Consider the following 15,423-nt stretch of genomic DNA (forward strand, 5'->3'; position numbering starts at 1 on the left):
TTATCAATATCTATATACTCTTTATTTAAACTTTAGGACAAATATATGAAAAAATATGAAAAACAAAAACAAGGACTTTGGAGTATTATTGCTCCAGTTAATATTTATATAAAATTTGCGATGTTCTTATCAGCTATTGGCGCAATTACTTCAGTTATGGGATTCGTCCTTTTAGCATACGTTATAGGGTTGACATCAGGTGGGTCTATTAGTTTATTTGGAATAAACTTTGAATTAAAAGAATCTTTGATTCTTTTATCTGTAATTACAATTTTTTCATTTCTGGCTAAGTATTATTCTTTTGTAATATCTCATCTTGGAGCTTTTAGGTTAGAACAAATTTTAAGAGTAAAGATTACTACTCATATGTCACAAGTTCCATTAGGTCATATAATAACTATAGGTACTGGTGCGATAAAAAAAGTTTTACTTGATGATGTGAAAAACTTGCATGCTTTTGTGGCAGATAATACACCTTTTATGGCAAAAGCAATTATTTCTCCTATTGCTTCAATGATAGCACTATTTTTTATTGATTATCGATTAGCTTTTGTTGCTTTTGGTGTATTATTAATTGGTGGCATTCTTATGAGTCTTGTGATGAAGGATTCGGTGAATTATAGGAATAATTATGAACAAAGCCAATCCGAAATCAATAAAGCAGTTGTTGAATTTATTCAAGCAATGCCAGTTGTTAGAACATTTGATGATGGTACAACTTCTTTTAAACGATATAATAATTCACTTGATCGATACCGTATGCATTTAAAAGAGTGGATAGCAACAACAAGTAATCCAGCTAGAATATCTATGACTATACTAAGTCCTATGCCAACGCTTTTAGCTATAAGTATTGCTGGATTATTTTTTATGATAAATGGCACTCTTTTATTTGCTCCTTTTATTGCTGCTTTACTTGTAAGTACAGGAATGGCAGATGCAATGATACCTTTAATGTGGATGAGTAATTTTGTCAAAAAATCAACTGCAGCTGCTATAAGAATACAAGAAATTATGGCAATTCCTACTCTAAAAATAAGTGATAAAAAAGAAAAAATCGAAAATACCAATATTGTATTTGAAAATGTTTCATTTAAATATAAGGAAGAAGATAATTACGCACTTAAAGGAGTCTCTTTTGAAGTACCTAAAAATACAGTAACGGCACTTGTAGGAGCAAGTGGAGCAGGGAAAAGTACTGTAGCAAAACTTATTCCTAGATTTTGGGATGTAACAAGTGGAACTATTAAAATAGGTGATGTAAATATCAAAAATATTGATTCAGAAACTTTAATGAATACAGTTTCCTTTGTGTTTCAAGATACCTTTTTATTTAATGATACCCTTGGAAATAATATAAAAATAGCCAATAATAATGCTAGTGACGAAGATATGATACAAGCTGCAAAAGCAGCTCAAATTCATGAATTTATCCAAAGTTTACCCAATGGCTATGAAACAATGGCAGGAGATAGAGGAACAAATCTTTCAGGTGGTCAAAAACAAAGAATTACGATTGCTCGATCGATTTTAAGGAATGCTCCTATTGTAGTGCTTGATGAAGCAACTGCTTTTGCTGATCCTGAAAATGAAGAAGAAATTATCAAAGCTTTAGCAAATCTGATGAAAAATAAAACAGTTATTGTAATTGCACATAGACTCTCAACCATAAAAGATGTTAATCAAATCATAGTATTTGATAATGGTGAAATAAAAGAAAAAGGAAAGCATGAAGAACTCTTACAGATGCAAGGGATTTATGCAAATCTTTGGAGCAATTATGAAAAAGCTCAAAATTGGGATATGCAACATATAGGAGCTGAAAAATGAAAAAGAATCAATTTACCTCTATTTTTACTATTTATAAACTCACTTTAGAATTAGCAGGTGATAAAGAAAATGAGTTTAAAAAAAGTTTGATATATTTTACCTTGGCTTTTGTATCACAAGGTCTTGCTTTTGGTATGTTTTATCCTATGTTAAAATCAATGTTTGCAGAGACATTTATTTTATCAAATACTTTTTTATATTTAGGAGTAATGGCTTTGTTTAGTGTCATATCATTTTGGGCAAAATGGAAAGGGCATGATTTTGATTATACGGGTAATATAGTAGAAATAAGTCATGATATAAGAACAAAACTCGGCGTTGCACTTAGAAAAATGCCTTTAGAAAAACTTTCAAGGTATAAAACTGGAGAATTAAATTCAATCTTTTCAAGTAATGTGGATGAGTCTGTTTTACACATGGGGATGATTGCTTCTATGTTTTTACAAATCATAATTGTACCAATAACCATTGTTATTTTTACTTTCTTCGTTGACTATCGATTGGCTTTATTGATTTTATTAATTTTGCCATTTGCTATTCCTCTTTATAATTGGAAAAGAAATGATTCAAATAAAGAAAAAGTTGAATTTAATAAAGCAAATGCAATTTTAGAAGCTGATTTTATAGAATACATTCAAGGTTTACCTGTATTAAGAGCTGTGAATAAGGTTGGAGTGAATGCTCAAAATTTACATGATTCTATAGCCCATGTAAAAGAAGTACAAAAAGAAGGATTAAATAAAGGACAAATTCCCTTTGTACTTATGGGTATCTTGATTGAAATAACTTTATTGGCATTGGTTTTTATATGCTCATATTTTATATTAGATAATAGCTTATCTATTATAACTTTAGCTGCTGCTGTAATTGTTGTATCTAGATTATCAGAACCCTTATCTATTTTTTTAGGAGTAGTTTCAGTATTTGATATCATGGATTCAGCATTTAATCGAATAAAAGCTATTTTCGCTATTAATCCATTAATTATAGAAAAACCATATCAAGAGGCAGAAACTTTTGATATTACTTTTGATAATGTAAGTTTTGCTTATGAAAATCAGAAAACAAATGCACTTAAAAAAGTAAGTTTTTCTATGCCAAATAAAACAATGACAGCTATAGTTGGACATTCAGGTTGTGGTAAAACAACACTTACAAAAATGATTATGAGATATTCAGATCCCCAAACTGGAAGTATTAAAATTGGTGGAATAAATATAAAAAATATGAGTTCAATAGATTTGATGAAAAATATCTCAGTGGTATTTCAAGATGTATATTTATTTGATGATACTATTATGAATAATATTCGTATGGCAAATCAAAATGCTACGGATAAAGAAGTAGAAATTGCAGCCCAAAGTGCATTTTGTCATGAGTTTATTTCTAGGTTACCTGCTGGCTATAATACAACAATAGGAGATATTGGTGGAAGCTTAAGTGGAGGAGAAAAGCAAAGAATAAGTATAGCAAGAGCTATATTAAAAAATGCACCCATAGTAATTCTTGATGAACCCACTGCTGCTCTTGATACTCAAAGTGAAGTCGCTGTACAAAAAGCTATTGATAAACTTCTTGAAGATAAAACAGTAATAGTAATTGCTCATAGACTTTCTACTATTTCAAGTGCAGATAATATCCTTGTATTAGATAATGGAGAAGTAATTGAGATGGGTACTCATAATGAATTAGTAAATAACAAAGACAAATATTTTGATATGTGGTCTGCTCAACAAAGAGTAAAAGAATGGAGTCTGGATGCATAAATGTTCTGCTTTGAATATCCAAGCTATTTTTCTATTAGCTAGTTTATATATTACTCAATATGTGGGATTTTCTTTTTTTTCAGTTGCAATTATTGCAATCTGGCGAAAAAGTGGCATGCCATTGGAACAATTAGGCTTTTTTTCTTTAATTAGTTTAGTTTGGGTTGTAAAGTTTTTATGGGCTCCTTGGGTAGATAGATATGTTACAAAACACGAGGGATATTACTCTAGTTTTCTTAAAATAGTTCAGCTTTTATTGATTATAGCAATCTCTTTTTCTTCTTTTTTTGATGTTATTGAAGATAAATTAATCATAATTATATCTTTGGTTTTAGTGGGACTTTTAGCAGCTAGTCAAGACATAGCAACAGAGGGATTAGCTTTTAAACTTTTAAATATAAATGAAAGAGGATTGGGAGGTACTCTTAAAACAACAGGAGGAATTATTGGAAATATTGTAGGTGTTGGGGGAGCTTTAGCCATTTATGAGTATTTTGGTTGGAGTGCTACTATATTACTTTTAGCTTTTATTACAACTATTACTCTTATTCAATTATTTTTTTATAAAGAATCTAAGTGTGAAGTTGAACATACAATCCATGATATTTCATGGAGACTTTTTTATCAATTTTGGAATAAAAAGGGGCGTTTGTTATTACTTATTTTATTAATAATTTATCCAATAGGAATGAGTATGTCCTATGCTTTACTAACTCCAATATTGGTAGATGCTGGTTATTCTTTAGATAAAATTGGGTTTATAAATGGTGTAGTTGGAAGTGTTATAGGTGTTATTGCAGCCGTTATTAGTGGTTTTTTATTAAGAATATTTTCAAGGAAAACGATGCTTATTAGTATTAGTATTTTTGAAGGTTTTGGTTTTTTAACACTATTATTACTTGTTAATGGTCACTCAAATATTTTATTTGCTTCCTTATCTATGGGAATTATTTTTATAAGTTATAGTGCTTCTATGCCAATTATTCATGCGCTTATGATGGATCAATTATCAACAAAATCACCTACAACTGAATATGCTTTACAGTTTACACCTTTAATGTTAACAGGTGTTATTGCTAGTGTATTTGGTATTTCTTTATCTGGAATTTTTGGATATAACACGATGATTATTGTTTCCTCATTATTTTCATTTATCTCAATGATATATGTAGTATTATTTTTTAAAGGAATTGTAAATGAAAGAGATTAAACCATTAATAGGGATTACTATTTTATGTGTTTCTTCAATGATGGCATTTTTAGCCGTAGTAGGTCCAATTATTAGAAAACTAAATTTGCAAGAGTGGCATGCCGGTGTTATGGTAGCACTTGCTGGTATTGCTTGGATATTTTTGTCAAGATTTTGGGGTAAAAAAAGTGATATTTTTGGAAGAAAGAATATTTTATTATTAAGTATTTTTGGATTTTTCATATCTTATTTACTCTTAGCAATATTTGTAAATTATGCTGTTATTACTCCACCTTTGGTAATTATTTCTTTTATAGTTCTAATAATAACTAGACTACTTATAGGAGTCTTTTATTCAGCAATTCCGCCAGTTTGTAATGCTTTAATAGCTGATAAAGTAAAATCTGGAAAAAGAACTTCATATATGGCTAGTTTAGGTGCATCAAATGGCTTAGGAATGATTTTAGGTCCAATTATTGGCGGTGCACTGGCAACTTATGGTTTAGCTATTCCTTTATATGCTGCTGCGATTTTGCCTTTATTTGCTGTTTTTATTGCCCTTTTCTTTTTAGAAAAAGATAGAAAGATAGAAAAAATAAAAGACACACCTTTGCATTTTTTAGATAAAAGATTAAGACTTCCAATGATTGCATCATTTATTACAATGTTTAGTATAGTCACATCACAAATTTGTTTAGGATTTTTTATTCTAGATAGATTTCAAACGAATGAGATTGAAACAGCAAAAATCACAGGTTATATATTAGCCATTATTGGAGTCGTTTTTATCTTAACTCAAATTGTTGTTTCAAAATTAAAATCTGTAAAACCTATAAATTGGTTAACTTTAGGTGCAACATTTAGTGCTATTGGTTATTTATTAATAGGAATAATTACCACAAAAGAAGAATTAACGATGGCTTTTTGTATAGGAATTATTGGGCTAGGAATGATAATGCCTGCATTTTTAGCAATTACAGCAAATAGTGTAGAGGCTCATGAACAAGGAATTGCAGCTGGGACAGTATCTTCAGCACAAGGTCTTGGAATAATAGTTGGACCACTTTTAAGTACTATTTTGTATTCAATAAATCCTAATTTCCCATTTGTTTTTGCGGGAATTACATTTATAATATTGTTTGCAGTTAGCTTGTTATACAAAAAGACAAAAGTGATATGTTAGAGGTTTTGGTTTTAGCATTTGCACTTAGTATGGATGCCTTTGCTGTATCTATTGGACTTGGAATAAAAAGTAATGAAAACTTAAAAGTATTAGCATTAAAAGCTGGATTATATTTTGGTTTTTTCCAAGCTCTAATGCCATTTATTGGATATTTAGGTGGAGTTGGATTAAAAGATTATATTGGTAGTTTTGATTATATCATTGCATTTTTATTATTGCTTATAATTGCTATTAAAATGATTATGGAAGCGCTAGGAGAAAATGTTGAAGAAGAGATAACAAAAGTCTCAACAAAAATATTATTTACTTTAGCTATAGCAACAAGTATTGATGCTATGGCTGCAGGTTTTTCACTTCACTTATTTAATTTAAATATATATTTATCACTATTTATTATTGGAATTATAACATTTATATTTAGTTTTATTGGTGTTATGATTGGCTCAAAAGGAACTAAAAAGTATGAAAGTAAAGCTGAAATATTTGGTGGAATAATCTTAATAATTATTGCATTTAAAATTCTTATTCAAAATATTAACTTATAAATTACAATATACAAATAAAAAGTAAGTAAGGATTAACCAAAAGTGTGTAAAATTCCAAAAAAGAAATAAAAGGCTATTAATGAAAAAATTAACATTAATTTTTCTTACTTTATCAACTCTATTATTTATAGGTTGTTCAGATGAGAAAAAAGGTGCAGATACAACAGCAAATGAAAAAGTCATTAAAGTTGGAACTTCAGGTGCATATTTTCCATTTACATTTTATAAAGATGATAAACTACAAGGGTTTGAAATTGATGTTTGGAATGCCATTGGTAAAAAATTAAATGCAAAAATTGAGTTTAAAACTGCTAAGTTTTCAGGACTATTTGGAATGTTAGAAACTAGTAAAATTGATACTATTTCAAACCAAGTAACAATGACAGATAAAAGAATAGAAAAATATGACTTCACAACTCCTTATGTATACGATGGTGCGCAAATTATCATAAATAAAGATAATAATGATATAAAATCTTTTGATGACTTAAAAGGTAAAAAAGTTGGTGTAACTTTAGGTACAAATTATGCACAAATTGTAAGAAGTCTAGATAAAAACAATGAAATTGAACTTGTAACATATGAAGGAAATGGATTTGAACAAGATGTAAAATTAAATAGAATAGCAGCTTTTGTTCAAGATAGAACTTCTGCGGTTGAACTTATTAAAAAAACTAAATTGCCTTTAAAAATAGTGGGGGAACCTCTTGAAATATTGACAAACTCTTTTCCTTTTGTAAAAAATGAAAAAAATAAGACATTGATCAAAGAAGTAAATGAAGCTATTGAAGAACTTAGAAAAGATGGAACATTAAAAAAGATCTCTATATATTGGTTTGATACTAATATTACAGATAAATAATGAAAACATTTGATGTAGATTACGCATTGGGAATTTTCCCAATACTATTTAAATATATTGATATTACAGTATCTATGGCACTCATAGGAACTGTAATAGCACTATTTATTGCAATATTAATTGCTATAATGAAAACATATAAAGTAAAAGTTATTTCTCAATTTTGTGATTTGTATATCTCATTTTTAAGGGGAACTCCTTTATTAGTTCAACTATTTTTACTATATTATGGACTTCCTCAAATATTTCCAGTTTTTGCAAATTTAGATGCATATTCTGCATCAATTGCTGGTCTATCTTTACACTTTTCTGCATACATGGCAGAATCAATTAGAGGAGCTATTTCATCAATTGACAAAGGTCAATTTGAGGCTTCTTCTTCATTAGGTTTGTCAAACACACAAACTTTCATATATATTATATTACCTCAAGCAATTAGAGTTGCAGTGCCAAGTTTGATGAATAACTTCATTGATTTAATAAAAAGTACATCTCTTGCATTTACACTAGGTGTACCTGAAATAATGGCAAAAGCTCAACTTGAAGCTTCTAGTAGTTATAAATATTTTGAGTCATTTCTTGCAGTTGCATTAGTTTATTGGGTTATTGTTTTAGTATTTACATATATTCAAAAGAAATTAGAAAAGAAACTTAATAAAGCCTATGCTGTTTAGTTATTCATTCTTATAATTTACCCTTAACACTTTTAAACGATTTTTTTGATACAATATTTTTTTTATAAGGAAATCATATTTGAAAGATTTAACCAACTATTTTAACAAAAAAGATATTATTTTTAAATCAATAGAAAAGATAGACCCAAAAACTATTGGGAGTCGAAAAAAAGTTGAAATTTATTGTGCAACTGGAATTGATAAAAACTACTATGCTATTATATTACATAACTCAAAAAGTCGATTTATACGAAAGACTGCGGAAGAATTGATGGAACTTCTTGAAAAACTAAGTGCTTATAAAGAACATAATTTTAAGAAAAAGATTTTGCTCATTGGTTCACCTTTATGCTCAAAAGCTAAAAAATTACTTGTGGATAATAAATGGAGTGTTGATATTGATTTTATGTGATATAGGAAATAGTACATACCATTTTTTGATAAATGGTAAAGATAAAAGATATTTATTAGACGAAGAATTACCAAAATTTGATGATGAAATATATTTTGTCTCAGTAAATGATAAGGGTTCTAAAAAACTTATAAAATCAAATCCACAAGCAAAAAATATAGAAAAGCTAATGAAGTTTGAGACAGAATATAAAGGCTTGGGAATAGATAGAGCACTTGCTTGTTATTTTGAAAAACATTGTGTAGTTGTAGATGCAGGAAGTGCCATAACAGTTGATATTATGGATGAGAAACATTCTGGTGGTTTTATATTACCAGGTTGTAGAGCATATATGAATACTTATCCTAAAATCTCCAAAAAACTAAATTTTGATTTTGATATAAATATAAATTTGGATAAAATACCGCTTCAAACAAAAGATGCTATATCATATGCCATGATGAAATCTATTATTTTACCAATCAAAGAAGTAAGCAAAAACAGAAAAATCATTTTTACAGGTGGTGATGGTGAGCTATTTAGTAAATATTTTGAACATAGTATATATAAAAAAGATTTGATATTTAAGAACATGAAAAGGATTATTGATGCTAACAATTGCATTGCCTAAGGGAAGAATCGCAGAAGAGACTTTAGACAAATTTGAGAAAGCTTTTGGTGAAAAGTTTATATTTGAAAAAAGAAAATTGATTTTAGAGAAAAGTGGATTTAAATTTTTAAATGTAAGAAACCAAGATGTACCAACTTATGTAATGCATGGAGCGGCTGATTTAGGTGTTGTTGGCTTAGATGTTTTAGAAGAAAAAGAGTATGACTTAATCAAACTTCTTGATTTGCAACTTGGAAAGTGTAAAGTTGCTTTTGGTCTTAGAAAGGGCGAAGAGTTAGACTTCACAAAAAGTAAAATTACAGTTGCAACAAAACATGAAAAAATAGCAAAAAGATATTTTGAAGAAAAAGCAATGGCTGTTGAGATTATCAAACTTTATGGTTCAATAGAACTTGCACCTTTAGTTAATCTAAGTGATTGTATTGTGGATATTGTAGAAACAGGTGAAACAATGAAACAAAATGGCTTAGAAGTAGGTCCAACTATTATGTTAAGTAGTGCACACTTAATAGCAAACAAAAATTCATATTATGCAAAAAAAGATAAAATCTTAGAATTAAGAGAAAGAATCAAAGCAGTTTTATAATGGGCTTGAATTTATATGCAAAAATAGAAGAGTATTTAGATTTTGAAGATGAAGTTTTTAGACTTCATAGTGAGTTTATGTCTATAATAATAGAAAAGAAACTTGATAATATCTTAGATGTAGGTTGTGGACAGGGGTCTTTTTTAAATCAATTAGCTACTTTAAAATTAAACTCTTATGGTATAGATTTAAGTAGTGAACAAATAAAAATATGCAAAAAAAATGGCATCAAAAATGTAGCAAGTTTGCCTTTAAATGAAGTAAAAGAAAAATATGATTGCACAACTGCAATTTTTGATGTTATAAATTATATACCAAAAAAAGAGATAAAAACATTTTTTGATGAGATGAATCTTGTTTTAAATCAAGGCGGATATTTTATTTTTGATGTAAACTCACTTTTTGGATTTGAAGATGTGGCACAAGGAACTTTGAGTATAGATTTAGGTGATAAATTTATAGTTATAGATGCCCTCTTTGAAGAAGAGAAATTATTTACAGATATTACCCTTTTTACACAAGATAAAAACAATCTTTTTAAAAAAGAAAATGATGCTATTATTCAATATTACTATGAAAGAAATGAATTAAAAGAACTTCTAAAAGAGTCTGGTTTTGAAGTTGAAAGAGTACTTGATTTTAATCTGCATGATTACGGTCAAAGTGATAAGGAAATATATATCTGTAAAAAATCTTAAAAGGATTTTTTATGAACTACCCAGAATTTTTTGACAAAATTCCCAAAATAAAATTAAAAGACAATCTTTCTAGTTTCTTAGGTGCCTTTAGTGATGGCGAGGTTGTTTTCTCATATAAAGATATAGTAAAAAGTGCAGGGCACTCTTGTCCTACAGTTTTAGGTGCATATCTTATGACTTATAAGGCTTTAGAAGAGTTGTATGTAAATGAAATACCACTTCGAGGCGAAATTAAAATAGAGTTTTCAAATAAACAAAGTGATGGTGTCACAGGAGTTATCTCAAATGTTATGTCTAATATAACTGGTGCTACTTATGATACTGGATTTAAAGGTTTAGCTGGTAATTTTGATAGAAGACATTTAATGTTTTTTGAAAAAGATATTATTTCAAATGTTAGATTTACAAGAGTTAATAATCAAAATAGTGTAGATGTTTTTTATGATACAAGTTCTATAAAGATGAGCGAAGAACTTCAATTTTTGATGCAAAAATGCCTATCAAAAAAAGCAAATGAAGAAGAGATAAAAGAGTTTGGAAAACTTTGGCAAAAAAGAGTTGAAGAGATATTTAATAAAATTGATGAGGTAATAAGTGTAGTTAAAGTTTAACTACACTTTTTTGTTTTATAGTCCTACTATATCTCTGATTTTTTCCATTTTGGCTTTTGCTATTTTGCCAGCTTTTTGGGCTCCAAATGCAAGTATTTCATGTACTTCTTTTGGATTATTTAAAAGCTCTTGTCTTCTTTGTGCATATGGTTCAAAATGCTCATTGATTTTATCTAATAGGGTCATTTTAAAGTGTCCATATCCTTCACCAGGAGTTGCATATCTTTGTCTTAGCTCTGCTAATTCTTCTTCATTCATAAATAGTTCACTAAGTTTATAAATATTACAAGTTGTAGGATCTTTTACATCATCTAATCCTTTAGAGTCAGTTACTACTCCCATAACTTGTTTTTTGATTGTTTTTGCATCTCCAAACATGTCAATTGTATTTCCATAAGATTTTGACATCTTAGCTCCATCAGTTCCAGGAACTGTTGCAACTATTTCATCGACTTTTGCTTCTGGTAATACTAAGATATCAGTTTTATAGTGATTATTAAAGCTATTTGCAATATCTCTTGTCATCTCCACATGTTGAATTTGATCTTTTCCAACTGGTACAATATTTGAGTCATATACTAAAATATCAGCAGCCATAAGTACAGGATAAGAAAATAGTCCATGGTTTGTTTGAAAACCACGAGCTACTTTATCTTTATAGGAATGTGCTCGTTCAAGTAAACCCATAGATGTATGATTTGATAAAAGCCAGTATAACTCTAGTACTTCTTTTACATGATGTTGTACCCAAAAAGTTGATTTTTCTGGATCCATTCCAAGTGCTAAAAAGTTTACTGCTACTTCAAAGATATTTTTTTCTAAAAGCTCTTTTTCTTTTACAGTTGTCAATGCATGATATGAAGCAATAAAGGCAAAAAGTTCACCATCATCTTGTGATTCAATCATTTTTTTAATCATTCCAAAGTAGTTACCTATATGAATAATTCCTGAGGGTTGTATTCCTGAAAGTATTCTCAAATCTTAGTCCTTATAAAAAATTTCAGAATTATATCTAATTGTTGATTTGTGTTAGATTTAGTCTCTCTTTGATTTTATTTTGGATTAGTTCTAGGTGAACCATCAAATTATAATATTCACCCATAAAAGATAAGGGAACTTTTGTCTCTTTTTGTATTTCAATACTTAATTCATCAAGTTCTTCATTAAATTTTTCCAACTCTTCATTACTTGCTGTAGCTATTTTTTTGTCAATTTTATTTAATATTTTATACCATCTATATATTTTTGAACGCATACTCCATTGATATAAAGGAAAAATGCCTTTAAAAAGTGGGAACATTAAAGTTAATAATGGAATTAAAAGAAGCTTTAATCTATCAATATTAGAGGCAATCCAATATGGAAAAATCTTTTCTAACCAAGTATCTCCATTAGTAAAGTATTGTTTTGCCTCTTTGTTTATTTCAAGGTTTGTATTTAATAAATTTGGAAATTGATTCTCTTTTGCAAATAAAGACTCTTTTGAATGTATTAGTTTAACTTGTTTTAAAAAAAGTCGAGTAAGTTCTGCTGGAACATTTTTATTAACTAATAAACTAGCACTTGTAGATAATAAATTTATATTTTCTTCTGGAATATTTTTATATAAATCAAGTGTCCCTTCATAAAGAGTTAAAGCTGCCAAAAATCCATACTTTTGTCCATAAGCTTTTGCTCTTTTTATACTTAATACATTTATTTTTGGATCTTCAAGTAACTCTTTTACTACAGGTGATTTATGGGAAGTTACCATAAACATAGCATCAATTTTACCATCAAGAAGCATTTTCTTTGAAGTTTGAGTATCAAGAGATAAAATTGTGCTATTGCTATTGTCTATTCCATTATCTTTTAGAAGTTTCATTGATAAATCTTTAGTGCCACTTCCATCTTCACCAATTGATATTTTTTTAGTGATTAGTTGAATGAGATAATCAATTTTGTATTGGTCATTTTTATAAAATATCCATAAGGGTTCATAGTAAATATTCCCTAAAAATTCTATATTTGGTTCAGAAATATTTAATATTCCATTTTGTGCAAAGGCAATATCTACTTTTCCCTCTTTTATAAGTTTTATATTATCAACTGAACCTTTTGTAGTAAGTAAAGTTACATCTATTTTATTCTCTTCTAAAAGCTTCTTATATTCAGTTGCTATTTTATAATAATTGCCATCTTTTAAACCAGTTGCAATAACCAGTTTTTTAATAGGAGCTGGTTGAATAAACTTTGATGTTATAGCAAACATAGCAATAATAACAATTAAAATGGGAATAGATATTTTCAAAAAACTATATTTCATAACAATCACTTTTATTTTATATTAAATACTTTATAATAAAACAAATTATAGTTAACTAAATGAAATATAAAAGATAGAAATAGCTTCTATCTTTTGTTTTGGAGCTCTTTTATTAATTTATTAGTATTTTTCATACTTACAAATATTGTTGCAAAGAGTAATAAGAAAGCAATAAATATAGATACTGTTATTGCTTTACTTGTAGAGAGTTGAGTATCAAGTCTGCTCTTTTGTTTTTTTACTTTTTTCTGTTCTTGAAATCCTTCTTTTGGAGGAATTCCTTCTTTAATTGTTAAGTCATTATCTCCTTCATCAAGAATTATTAAATAAGCAAATTTAGGAATATCAACTGTTAATTTGTTGTCAGGTGGAAGTCTTTTTTCATAAAGTACTTCTTTTGTTTTTTTATCTTCTAATCTAAGTAATACTCCAGCAGCACTTTCACCTGTATTAAACAATGCTATTATTGTCATTGTATTATCTTTATTATCTTTTATTGTTATATCTAATTCATGGGCATAAAGATTTATGGCTAGAAGTATAAGTATAATTATTTTTAAGTAAATTTTCATGTGTTAACCTTTTTTTTTAGTGTCCAAAATTGTTTTGCTTCGTTTCTGTTTTTAGGTAGTTTTTCTGCAACATAAATTAAACTTGCACCAAATAAAAATAAACCTATATCTACTGCAAGTATATTCTTCAGACTAAATAGTTCTGATATTGTAATATTTAAAAAAGCTATATGAAGGATTACTGATAGTATAAATAAAAATCCTCCAATAAAAAAGAAGTTTTTAGCTGCTTCATAAGAATTTATTTTGTAAAAAGACCAAAAGAGAGTAAATAACCATACATTATAAAAAATCCCTTTTTGCCATAATACTCTATCTTGTAAATCAAAAGGAAAAATCCATTGCAAAACAAACAACATCCCTGTAGCTGGAATAACTCCTACCATACTAGCAAGGGAGAATTTTCCTATCCAATGATAAAATACAATTTTATTTTGAAACTTTTTTGCTTTTTTCTCAAGAAATAACATTGTTCCAAATCCAATTGCTATAGCGCATAAAGCCATTAATAAAGCCATAATAATTCTAGAAAATATATCAATACCAAATAAAAAGTGCAAGAAGAATAGTCCCTCTGCAACAAATACTGGCCACTGTTTATCCATTACTTTTTGATTTTTTATCAAATCTCCTGTAACAGCACTTAATATGATAGTTGGTTTGTTAAAAATACCTCCATTAAAAAATGGTTTGTATGGGTTATATCCTATGATTTCAACTTGTGCTTTTTTATCATTCCAGTTGATTAATTTTATTTGTTTGAAGCTAAGTTGAGGATTTATCTTTTCTGCTTTTATTAATAAATCACTAAGCTTTTTCATTTGTGCTTTTTCATTTGATTTCTTTGGTGGTTTATTTTGTGCAAATAATACTTTCCCTACAACTGCATCAATACTTTTTGCTTCACCTTTTGTAAGCAATTGTGACATTGGACCAGCAGTGATTAATCCTATGTTCATAACTGCACCAGTAATGGTAATCAAGGTTAAGGGTAAAAATATCCATGAGAAAATCTTCACATGAATTTTTGAAAATAAGGCTTGTTGATTTTGACCTTTATTTTTAAATTTTACAATAATAATCAAAATAAGTCCTGTGATTATTAATACAAGCGTTCCAACTGCTACAAATCCTAAAAAGATCATTCCAATAGTTTTTAAGGGCCACCCATAATGTAATTGATTTAAAAAATCAGCAAGATTAGATTCTTCTTTTGTTTCATTGTTTATTTCTTTATTAGTATGAGGATTAAAGGCATGTTCTTTTGCAAATCTATGAGTTATAGTAACTGCTGGATCGCCCATATTTCCAGGTAGATTAATAAGTATATTATCTTTTGGGAAGTCTGGATTCTCCAAAACTTTATTTATCATAGAATTATAATCAATTTTTTTAATATCAATTTTTTCTATAAGTCTTGATGGCTTTTCCCATGTTTTTATATATGGTAATAGTATTGTAAAAACTCCAAAAAAAATAGAAATGTACATAAAAGAAGAAAAAAGTATTCCTATTGCTATGTGCATCCTAAAAAGTCTTTGTTTAAACAGTTTTGCTTTTGTTTCTTTCATTTATAACCT

The 15,423-nt window shown here is 28.2% G+C and carries 16 protein-coding genes; 12 read left to right on the forward strand and 4 right to left on the reverse strand.

All coding sequences use genetic code 11. The features are described from left to right. Positions 1-45 precede the first annotated feature (45 nt). The 12 genes from ACNI3D_RS02770 to ACNI3D_RS02825 all read left to right on the forward strand — a co-directional run bounded on the left by ACNI3D_RS02770 (position 46) and on the right by ACNI3D_RS02825 (position 10,966). A complete protein-coding gene (locus ACNI3D_RS02770; RefSeq protein WP_129100501.1) occupies positions 46-1,830 on the forward strand; it encodes an ABC transporter ATP-binding protein in 1,785 nt (594 codons plus the stop codon). Further along, on the forward strand, positions 1,827-3,596 hold the full coding sequence (locus tag ACNI3D_RS02775) for an ABC transporter ATP-binding protein (RefSeq protein ID WP_419768158.1): 1,770 nt from the start codon (positions 1,827-1,829) through the stop codon (positions 3,594-3,596). Before ACNI3D_RS02770 ends, ACNI3D_RS02775 begins: the two co-directional genes overlap by 4 nt. Further along, positions 3,589-4,806, forward strand: a complete 1,218-nt coding sequence (locus tag ACNI3D_RS02780; protein ID WP_419768159.1) for an MFS transporter — start codon at positions 3,589-3,591, stop codon at positions 4,804-4,806. Before ACNI3D_RS02775 ends, ACNI3D_RS02780 begins: the two co-directional genes overlap by 8 nt. Then, entirely contained in the window at positions 4,793-5,968 is a 1,176-nt protein-coding gene (locus ACNI3D_RS02785) for an MFS transporter (RefSeq protein WP_419768160.1), read from the forward strand. Before ACNI3D_RS02780 ends, ACNI3D_RS02785 begins: the two co-directional genes overlap by 14 nt. Next, positions 5,962-6,513 (forward strand): manganese efflux pump MntP, encoded by a 552-nt coding sequence (locus ACNI3D_RS02790; protein WP_013134350.1) that lies wholly within the window; start codon positions 5,962-5,964, stop codon positions 6,511-6,513. The genes ACNI3D_RS02785 and ACNI3D_RS02790 overlap by 7 nt, the downstream gene beginning before the upstream one ends. A 79-nt stretch (positions 6,514-6,592) precedes the next feature. Then, on the forward strand, positions 6,593-7,375 hold the full coding sequence (locus ACNI3D_RS02795; protein WP_419768161.1) for an amino acid ABC transporter substrate-binding protein: 783 nt from the start codon (positions 6,593-6,595) through the stop codon (positions 7,373-7,375). After that, positions 7,375-8,049, forward strand: a complete 675-nt coding sequence (locus ACNI3D_RS02800; RefSeq protein ID WP_129100507.1) for an amino acid ABC transporter permease — start codon at positions 7,375-7,377, stop codon at positions 8,047-8,049. The genes ACNI3D_RS02795 and ACNI3D_RS02800 overlap by 1 nt, the downstream gene beginning before the upstream one ends. A 79-nt stretch (positions 8,050-8,128) precedes the next feature. Next, the gene (locus tag ACNI3D_RS02805) at positions 8,129-8,461 is read left to right on the forward strand and encodes a hypothetical protein (RefSeq protein WP_129100508.1); all 333 of its coding nucleotides are present in this window, start codon (positions 8,129-8,131) and stop codon (positions 8,459-8,461) included. Continuing rightward, positions 8,439-9,071: a type III pantothenate kinase gene (locus ACNI3D_RS02810; RefSeq protein ID WP_419768162.1), complete on the forward strand. Its 633-nt coding sequence runs from the start codon at positions 8,439-8,441 to the stop codon at positions 9,069-9,071. Before ACNI3D_RS02805 ends, ACNI3D_RS02810 begins: the two co-directional genes overlap by 23 nt. Then, positions 9,049-9,657, forward strand: a complete 609-nt coding sequence (hisG, locus tag ACNI3D_RS02815) for an ATP phosphoribosyltransferase (RefSeq protein WP_129100509.1) — start codon at positions 9,049-9,051, stop codon at positions 9,655-9,657. The genes ACNI3D_RS02810 and hisG overlap by 23 nt, the downstream gene beginning before the upstream one ends. Next, positions 9,657-10,355, forward strand: coding sequence for a class I SAM-dependent DNA methyltransferase (locus ACNI3D_RS02820; protein ID WP_419768163.1), 699 nt, complete (start codon positions 9,657-9,659; stop codon positions 10,353-10,355). The genes hisG and ACNI3D_RS02820 overlap by 1 nt, the downstream gene beginning before the upstream one ends. A gap of 11 nt (positions 10,356-10,366) precedes the next feature. Further along, entirely contained in the window at positions 10,367-10,966 is a 600-nt protein-coding gene (locus ACNI3D_RS02825; protein WP_419768164.1) for an FmdE family protein, read from the forward strand. A gap of 15 nt (positions 10,967-10,981) precedes the next feature. Here the strand turns inward: ACNI3D_RS02825 and trpS are convergent, their stop codons facing one another. The 4 genes from trpS to ACNI3D_RS02845 form a co-directional block, all read right to left on the reverse strand. Next, entirely contained in the window at positions 10,982-11,944 is a 963-nt protein-coding gene (trpS, locus tag ACNI3D_RS02830; RefSeq protein WP_419768165.1) for a tryptophan--tRNA ligase, read from the reverse strand. A 34-nt stretch (positions 11,945-11,978) separates the two neighbouring features. After that, positions 11,979-13,271: a TAXI family TRAP transporter solute-binding subunit gene (locus tag ACNI3D_RS02835; RefSeq protein ID WP_129100513.1), complete on the reverse strand. Its 1,293-nt coding sequence runs from the start codon at positions 13,269-13,271 to the stop codon at positions 11,979-11,981. An 86-nt stretch (positions 13,272-13,357) separates the two neighbouring features. Further along, positions 13,358-13,843 carry a hypothetical protein gene (locus ACNI3D_RS02840; RefSeq protein WP_419768166.1) on the reverse strand — a complete coding sequence of 162 codons (486 nt, stop codon included), beginning with the start codon at positions 13,841-13,843 and terminating at the stop codon, positions 13,358-13,360. Beyond that, on the reverse strand, positions 13,840-15,414 hold the full coding sequence (locus ACNI3D_RS02845; protein WP_419768167.1) for a PepSY domain-containing protein: 1,575 nt from the start codon (positions 15,412-15,414) through the stop codon (positions 13,840-13,842). The genes ACNI3D_RS02840 and ACNI3D_RS02845 overlap by 4 nt, the downstream gene beginning before the upstream one ends. Positions 15,415-15,423 lie beyond the last annotated feature (9 nt).

Origin of the sequence: Arcobacter siniprincipis (SeqCode) (assembly GCF_048571125.1) — a bacterium.
Lineage (GTDB): Bacteria > Campylobacterota > Campylobacteria > Campylobacterales > Arcobacteraceae > Arcobacter > Arcobacter siniprincipis.

Excerpts from the sequence above, each read along its gene's own strand:
- ACNI3D_RS02840 (WP_419768166.1), bottom strand. The coding sequence starts at position 13,843 with ATGAAAATTTACTTAAAAATAATTATACTTATACTTCTAGCCATAAAT.
- ACNI3D_RS02825 (WP_419768164.1), top strand. The coding sequence starts at position 10,367 with ATGAACTACCCAGAATTTTTTGACAAAATTCCCAAAATAAAATTAAAA.
- hisG (WP_129100509.1), top strand. The coding sequence starts at position 9,049 with ATGCTAACAATTGCATTGCCTAAGGGAAGAATCGCAGAAGAGACTTTA.
- ACNI3D_RS02785 (WP_419768160.1), top strand. The coding sequence starts at position 4,793 with ATGAAAGAGATTAAACCATTAATAGGGATTACTATTTTATGTGTTTCT.
- ACNI3D_RS02775 (WP_419768158.1), top strand. The coding sequence starts at position 1,827 with ATGAAAAAGAATCAATTTACCTCTATTTTTACTATTTATAAACTCACT.
- ACNI3D_RS02795 (WP_419768161.1), top strand. The coding sequence starts at position 6,593 with ATGAAAAAATTAACATTAATTTTTCTTACTTTATCAACTCTATTATTT.
- ACNI3D_RS02835 (WP_129100513.1), bottom strand. The coding sequence starts at position 13,271 with ATGAAATATAGTTTTTTGAAAATATCTATTCCCATTTTAATTGTTATT.
- ACNI3D_RS02770 (WP_129100501.1), top strand. The coding sequence starts at position 46 with ATGAAAAAATATGAAAAACAAAAACAAGGACTTTGGAGTATTATTGCT.
- ACNI3D_RS02780 (WP_419768159.1), top strand. The coding sequence starts at position 3,589 with ATGCATAAATGTTCTGCTTTGAATATCCAAGCTATTTTTCTATTAGCT.
- ACNI3D_RS02790 (WP_013134350.1), top strand. The coding sequence starts at position 5,962 with ATGTTAGAGGTTTTGGTTTTAGCATTTGCACTTAGTATGGATGCCTTT.
- ACNI3D_RS02845 (WP_419768167.1), bottom strand. The coding sequence starts at position 15,414 with ATGAAAGAAACAAAAGCAAAACTGTTTAAACAAAGACTTTTTAGGATG.
- ACNI3D_RS02820 (WP_419768163.1), top strand. The coding sequence starts at position 9,657 with ATGGGCTTGAATTTATATGCAAAAATAGAAGAGTATTTAGATTTTGAA.
- ACNI3D_RS02800 (WP_129100507.1), top strand. The coding sequence starts at position 7,375 with ATGAAAACATTTGATGTAGATTACGCATTGGGAATTTTCCCAATACTA.